General features: G+C 56.1%; 6 protein-coding genes. 1 reads left to right on the top strand and 5 read right to left on the bottom strand.

Features of this window, described 5'->3' with window-relative positions:
* Window positions 1-151: 151 nt before the first annotated feature.
* Together fghA and VFO10_RS07615 are read right to left on the bottom strand one after the other, a co-directional pair.
* Window positions 152-973: an S-formylglutathione hydrolase gene (gene fghA, locus VFO10_RS07620; protein WP_325138682.1), complete on the bottom strand. Its 822-nt coding sequence runs from the start codon at window positions 971-973 to the stop codon at window positions 152-154.
* Between the two features lie 15 nt (window positions 974-988).
* Window positions 989-2,098, bottom strand: a complete 1,110-nt coding sequence (locus VFO10_RS07615) for an S-(hydroxymethyl)glutathione dehydrogenase/class III alcohol dehydrogenase (RefSeq protein WP_325138680.1) — start codon at window positions 2,096-2,098, stop codon at window positions 989-991.
* Window positions 2,099-2,740: 642 nt separating this feature from the next.
* Here VFO10_RS07615 and VFO10_RS07610 point away from each other — a divergent pair.
* Window positions 2,741-4,267 (top strand): PAS domain-containing sensor histidine kinase, encoded by a 1,527-nt coding sequence (locus VFO10_RS07610; RefSeq protein ID WP_325138679.1) that lies wholly within the window; start codon window positions 2,741-2,743, stop codon window positions 4,265-4,267.
* Here the strand turns inward: VFO10_RS07610 and VFO10_RS07605 are convergent.
* The 3 genes from VFO10_RS07605 to VFO10_RS07595 all read right to left on the bottom strand — a co-directional run.
* Complete coding sequence (locus tag VFO10_RS07605) at window positions 4,203-4,835, bottom strand: response regulator (protein WP_325138677.1); 633 nt, start codon at window positions 4,833-4,835, stop codon at window positions 4,203-4,205. The genes VFO10_RS07610 and VFO10_RS07605 overlap by 65 nt on opposite strands.
* A gap of 6 nt (window positions 4,836-4,841) precedes the next feature.
* Window positions 4,842-5,327: a DUF4442 domain-containing protein gene (locus VFO10_RS07600; protein ID WP_325138675.1), complete on the bottom strand. Its 486-nt coding sequence runs from the start codon at window positions 5,325-5,327 to the stop codon at window positions 4,842-4,844.
* 46 nt (window positions 5,328-5,373) lie between these two features.
* Window positions 5,374-6,613: deoxyribodipyrimidine photo-lyase (locus VFO10_RS07595; RefSeq protein ID WP_325138672.1), on the bottom strand; the 1,240-nt coding region annotated here is incomplete at its 5' end.

Raw genomic sequence — 6,613 nt, 5'->3', positions numbered from 1 at the left:
AAGCGGAAGACCTTGGTCCTTACTGCCAAAGGGATCGCGACATCAGCCGTTCGCAGGACTGGTTTAAGAAAGCCGGTCATGCCTGGGGTTACAGCCGCGTCGCGCTCGGTTACTAGGACCAAAAAAAGGTGGGCCGGGTGCCCACCTTCCGTCAGGACAACATCCCGGCATGATGCCGAATATGGTCCTCGATAAACGTGGCGATGAAGTAGTAACTGTGATCATAACCCTCGGCATAGACCACGGAATGATCCTGATCCACCGACCGCGCCGCCTCCTCGAAATGCCGCGTCTTAAGCTGCTTGTCCAAAAACTCGTCCGCGGTGCCCTGATGAATCAGGATGCGCCGGGGATGCCTTTGGCCGCTCCTCAGGAGTTCACAGCTGTCATGCTGCTGCCAGAGCGAGCGATCGCTGCCGAGATACCCTTCGAAGGCCTTGATGCCCCAGGGAACGGCCGAGGGATTGACGATCGGCGAAAAGGCCGAAACCGATGCGAAGAGCGCCGGATATTTCAGGCCCAGGGTCAGAGCCCCATGCCCGCCCATCGAATGCCCGAAGATGCCGAGTTTCGCCTGGCCGAACTGATCGAAGATCAGAGGCGCGAGTTCCCGCACGATATAGCTTTCCATGCGGTAATGCTGATCATAAGCAGGCGTCCGGGCATCGAGGTAAAAGCCGGCTCCTGAACCGAAGTCGTAGCTCTCGTGTTCATGAGGCAGCTGAAGACCGCGCGGCGAGGTATCCGGCGCGACCACCATCAGCTGATGCTCGGCGAGATAACGCTGGGCACCCGCCTTGGTGATGAAGTTTTCCTCGGTGCAGGTCAGGCCGGAAAGCCAGATCAGACAGCCCTTCACGGGACCATCCGGCACAAAGCTCGAAAACTTCATCGGGGTTTTGGTTTCCCGTGATTCATGACTCCAGAACGTCGTGACGCCGCCGAAGGTTTTGTGCTCTTTTAGTTTTTGCATGAAAGACTCCCTTTCTCAGAACGTCACCACGCTGCGAATGCTGGTGCCATCCTTCATGTAGCGGAAGGCTTCGTTGATCTTCTCGACCGGCATCTTATAGGTGACAAGATCATCGAGATTGATCTTGCCGGCCATGTAGTTATCCACGTATTGCGGCAGTTCCGTGCGACCTTTGACGCCACCGAAGGCCGAGCCTTTCCAGACGCGGCCCGTCACGAGCTGGAAGGGACGCGTGGAAATTTCCTCGCCGGCCCCGGCCACGCCGATGATGATGGACTGGCCCCAACCCTTGTGGCAGCACTCCAGAGCCTGGCGCATGAGCTTGACATTCCCCACGCATTCAAAAGAATAATCGACGCCGCCGTCGGTCATCTTCACGATGTGATCGACGACCGAGCCCTGGATTTCAGTGGGATTCACGAAATCGGTCGCGCCGAATTTTTCGGCCATTTCAAATTTCGAGTTATTGATATCGACCGCGATGATGCGGCCTGCTTGAGCCATCTTCGCCCCCTGAATCACAGAGAGGCCAATGCCGCCGAGGCCAAAGACGGCAACGTTCGCACCCTTTTCCACCTTGGCCGTGTTGAGCACGGCGCCGATGCCGGTGGTGACACCGCAGCCGAGCAGGCAGACTTTATCCAGCGGCGCCTTCGGACTGATTTTCGCCAGCGAGATTTCGGCGACGACGGTGTATTCGGCGAAGGTCGAGGTTCCCATATAGTGATAGATGGGCTTGCCGTCTTTGGAAAAACGCGTGGTGCCATCCGGCATCAGGCCGCGGCCCTGGGTTTCCCGGATGCGCTGGCAGAGATTGGTCTTGCCGGATAAACAGAATTTACAGCTTCGACATTCAGGCGTGTAAAGAGGAATGACGTGATCACCTTTCTGCACCGAGGTCACGCCCTCGCCCACCGCCTCGACAATGCCCGCCCCTTCATGGCCGAGGATCACAGGGAAAAGACCCTCAGGATCCACACCGGACAGTGTGTAGGCATCGGTGTGACACACGCCCGAGGCGACGATGCGCACCAGCACTTCACCCTTTTTGGGCCCTTCCAGATCCACGGTTTCGATGCTCAAGGGTTGGTTCGGTCCCCATGCTACAGCTGCTTTGACTTTCATTTGGATCCTCCGCACGATAAATGTGCCCGGATTCTACGGACAAGCTGTGCGATTGACAATCACATTGGAAGATTAGATGAGACCGAACGCAGCGCGCCGGCCTTGGGCACGGCCTCTGTCTCAGCGCCGGCTTTTATTATCTTGCTCGGTCTGCTTAAATTTCCGCGAATTGACCTTCCCATGCAATCCGTGTTTTTTGGAGCAGGCCATGAGGCTGGAAAAAAAAAGCAGCGATGGTTTGAAGCCATCGCTGCTGTGAAGGAAATTGCTCCTCACCTCATTTCGAGGAGAAGGTCGTAGTCTTTTTTCAAGCGCGTCCTGCCAAAGCAGGCGCTGGACACACGAGTGTCAAGTCCAAATTGCCTTAGTCGATCCCAACCGTCAAGTCTTCGGTTCTCAATTGTTCCGTCAGGTTGGATGCCGCGCTTTTCCAGCGTGAGCAACCCCCATAAATACTGGGTTTCAGAACCATTTTCAAGGGTATTGCTGTTCTGTGAGGGAAAGACCCCGGGTGCGGATCCGCATTCCCGATTCACCCCCACAGGACGCGCGATCCCGCGCTTTGCTGCAGACCCGTCTTTCCTGCTCTGGGCACGGACAAAGTTGTGGGTTATTGTCATTCCACTCAGAGGAGGTGGTTTTGTGACTTCAGGACTTTTTCTGGCTCAGGACGACGTTGTTCAAACCCTGCTGGGCCTTGCGGAAACGCCGATGCTGCTGCTCGGCCCGAACTTCGATGTGATAGATTTCAGCCCGCAGACCCTGCGTCTTTTTCCCCGATTGGAAAAAAATCAAAAACTCACGCGCGCGCTGGATGAAGAGTTCAGTGCGCCTCTTTTTAAGCTCATGGAAAGCTGTGACCGCTCCACAGGGCCGGTCAGCCTTGGGGTGCATCATCAGGCCGCCCCGGATCAAATCCTGCATCTGACCTGGAAAGCGCAGCGCCTCGTGCATGAGGACGGCAGCGTCCGCGGCTACTGTTTGACCGCACTCGACCAGACCTATCGCGACAAGCTTGAGGATGAGCTGAAAAAATCCTTCCGCCAGATCCGTGATCAAAAAATGGCGCTCGATGAATCGGCGATTGTGGCCATCACTGATCAGCGCGGGGTCATCTCTTATGTCAACGACACGTTCTGCCGCATTTCCGGCTATGAACGCGAGGAACTCATTGGCAAGACGCATTCCGTCTTGAAATCAGGCTTCCACGGCCCCGATTTTTTCCGCGACCTTTGGCGTACGATCAGTTCGGGGCGCGTCTGGAAGGGCGAAATCCGCAACAAGACCAAGGCCGGCGAAACCTATTGGGTCGACACCACCATCGTTCCTTTCCTGAACGACCTGGGCAAACCCTATCAATTCGTGGCGATTCGTTTCGATGTGACCGAGAAAAAACAGATGCAGGAAAAACTGGAAAAGGAACGCATGCGCAGCATGTATGCCGAGAAAATGGCCAGTTTAGGCGAGCTCGCGGCAGGAATTGCGCATGAGCTGGGGAATCCGGCGGCCTCGATCAATGCCTGGCTCGATGTGATCGAGTCGCAGTATGAACGTCAGAATCTTGACCTTGATATGTTCATGCAGACCGTGCCGCGGGTCCGTCGTGACGCCAAACGCATGCGGGACATCATTCAAGGGATGCTGACCTATGCCCGTGATGGATCGCGCGATCCCTTTCAAAGCGAAGGCGTCCTGACGATCCTGAATCAGGTTTCCGATTACTGCTCGTATAAGCTTCGCAAATGCGGTGTCCGCATTTCCATTGATGTGCCGAATCCCTATCTCACCATGGAATGCCGCATCACCGAGATCAGCCAGATGCTGGTGAATTTCATTCTGAACGCCTGCGACGCGATCCAGGAACTCGAAGATCGCTGGATTCAGATCACCGCCACCGAGCAGGCCGGCGTCGTCGAATTTCAGATCACCGACAGTGGATCCGGCATTCCCAAAGAGGTTGCGGACAAAATGTTTCAGCCCTTTTATACGACCAAGCCCGTGGGACGGGGAACAGGACTTGGGCTCAGCATTGCCCGCTCCATCGTCGACAATCATCAGGGCATGGTGGCCCTGGATAAAAGCTGCCCCAACACCCGCTTTGTGATCACCCTTCCAAGGCTGCACCAGGCGGAGGAAAAGGACTGGACCCAGGGAGGGAAAATGTTTTGAGGTGCTTTTGCACTTCGGACGTTAAAACATCCAGATCAAAGGGTTTGCGGAGGAGTTTCCGGATGCCCACCGCATTCAGATCCTCGATCCGGGGCGGTGTGAAGGCCGTAATCATGATGACTGGGACCGGACGCTTGAGTCGTTTGACGAACTCCGTCCCCCAGCCATCCGGCAGGCCCTGGTCACAGATGATCAGATCAGGCTCGAAACTTTCAAGCTGCTCGCGAGCCACCTTAAGACTGTTTGCGGTTCTCACATCAAAACCCATGGCGCAGAGTTCCATCTCGATGCACCAGGATAGTAGGTCTTCATCATCAACCAGGAGGATGCGCGCCGAATTCTGCAAGTAGTTTCCGTTTGAGGCCAGCATGGTTTCATCTCCTCGGGGTGCTATTCCCCTGTACGGATTACTAAGCAAGGCCAGTGCCAGCGGCGGCAATTGATAAACTACTGGAATCACAGGCGTAAAAAAAGAGCCCGCACGAGGCTCTTCACGGCTTTCTGCTGCATGCGCAGCATATCGCGGCAAATGCTCAAATCCCGCTGAACAAATTTCCTTCGATTTCATGGAAAATCATGCGCGCGGGCGATGCTCGGGCTTCAGCCTCGCGTAGATGCGTTTGCTGACTTTTGCGACGATCGAGCCATCTTCCTCTTTGATTTCCGTTTCAAAATCGCGTTCAAACTTTTCGCCTGACGCCGTGGCCTCGCGCATTTCCTTCAGATCATCGGCTGTGATGCGCATTTCAGAAAACACGCGGCCTTTGCCAGGGGCGATGAAATCAATGCGCGCCGAGCGATCCCAAACATAATAATGGGAGCCCATGTTTCGGATGAGCATCAGCATGAAGAAGGGATCGGTCATCGCGAAGAGGCTGCCTCCGAAATGCGTGCCGACGTAGTTGCGATTGAAGATGGTGGGTTTCAAGGCCACGCGCACGTATGTATAGTCCGCAGCCAATTCCTCGACCACGATCCCGGCTCCCACGAAGGGCGGCCACACGTTCATGCCAAAGCGCAAGAGGCGCGGGTCTTTTAAAACATTTTTCCAGACAGTCATGGGCTATCCCTCCTGACTTTCACCATAGCCGTGGGAGGGGGCTTTGTCACACGCGACTTTTGATCCTGTCGTAAAACATGAGCGCCTGCTGTCGGGAGCTTGCAAAGTCCACGATGGGCTCGGGGTAATCAGGGGCAAGGCGGCGGATGTTGGCCGGCGCTTTCCAAGGGCTGTGGATAAAGCGTTGGGGAAGTGCGGCGAGTTCCGGCACCCAGCGTTTGATGTAATCGCCCTCGGGATCGAACTTTTCGCTTTGCACCATGGGATTGAAAATACGGAAGTAAGGCGAGGGATCAATGCCGCAGCCCGCAACCCATTGCCAGCCCATCGCGTTGTTGGCGCGATCGGCGTCGATCAGGGTGTCCCAGAAATGGGCCGAGCCCTCGGTCCAGTTCAAATGAAGATTTTTGACAAGAAAGGACCCAACGATCATGCGGACCCGGTTGTGCATCCAGCCCGTGGACCAAAGTTCGCGCATGCCGGCATCAATGATGGGAAAGCCGGTGCGGCCGCGCTGCCAGGCATTCAGCTGCTCCGGTTCGTTCACCCAGGGGAATTTACGAAAGGGCTCCAGTATCGGCTCGCGGTCCATGGTCGGAATGTGAAAAAGACTCGAAATCGCAAACTCACGCCAGACCAGCTGCCGCAGCCAGATTTCAGTGCCGGAGTTCGGATGCGCCCGTGCATCGGCCCAAAGGGATCGCGGGGAGATCTGTCCGAAGTGAAGGGGAACGCTCAGGCGCGAGGTCCCATGCTGCGAGGGAATGTCGCGGCCGGTGCCGTAGTCGGACAGGTGCTTGTGCCGAAAGGTCTTCCACGCCTGCCACCACGCGCCTTCGCTCGTGGGCCAGTCCTTCATCATGGAAAGATCCCAGCGCGGTTTTTGCGGCAGCAGCTGGAGATCATCCACCGCACCTTCGGGAACATCGGCCAGCGGAAGAGTCTCGATTTTTTTCGGTTTCGGAAGCGGAGCCGGCGGCGTGCCACGGGCCAGGAAGGTCTTATAAAAGGGTGTGAAAACCTTAAAGGGCTGACCGCTTTTGTTTTTGATATCCCAAGGCTCGGACAGAACCGAGCCGATGCAGACTCCAGGTTTGATTCCCTGGGTTTTGATGCGTTCCTCGAAAGCCTGATCATGGGCGAGCTGCTGGGGTTCGTAGGACCTGTTCCACAGCACCCGTTCCACCTGGATTTCACGGCGAATACGCGTCAGCGCCTCGTCCATAGTCCTGGCTATCAGGAGCGTGGCTCCGTAATGGTCCTTAAGATCCTGACGCAAGGAGTTC

This window comes from Oligoflexus sp. (genome assembly GCF_035712445.1).
Classification (GTDB): Bacteria; Bdellovibrionota_B; Oligoflexia; order Oligoflexales; family Oligoflexaceae; genus Oligoflexus.
The sequence above is the reverse complement of the archived record's forward strand: the minus strand, read 5'-3'. Positions and strand labels throughout refer to the sequence as shown.

Excerpts from the sequence above, each read along its gene's own strand:
- VFO10_RS07600 (WP_325138675.1), bottom strand. The coding sequence starts at position 5,327 with ATGACTGTCTGGAAAAATGTTTTAAAAGACCCGCGCCTCTTGCGCTTT.
- fghA (WP_325138682.1), bottom strand. The coding sequence starts at position 973 with ATGCAAAAACTAAAAGAGCACAAAACCTTCGGCGGCGTCACGACGTTC.
- VFO10_RS07615 (WP_325138680.1), bottom strand. The coding sequence starts at position 2,098 with ATGAAAGTCAAAGCAGCTGTAGCATGGGGACCGAACCAACCCTTGAGC.
- VFO10_RS07605 (WP_325138677.1), bottom strand. The coding sequence starts at position 4,835 with ATGAAATCGAAGGAAATTTGTTCAGCGGGATTTGAGCATTTGCCGCGA.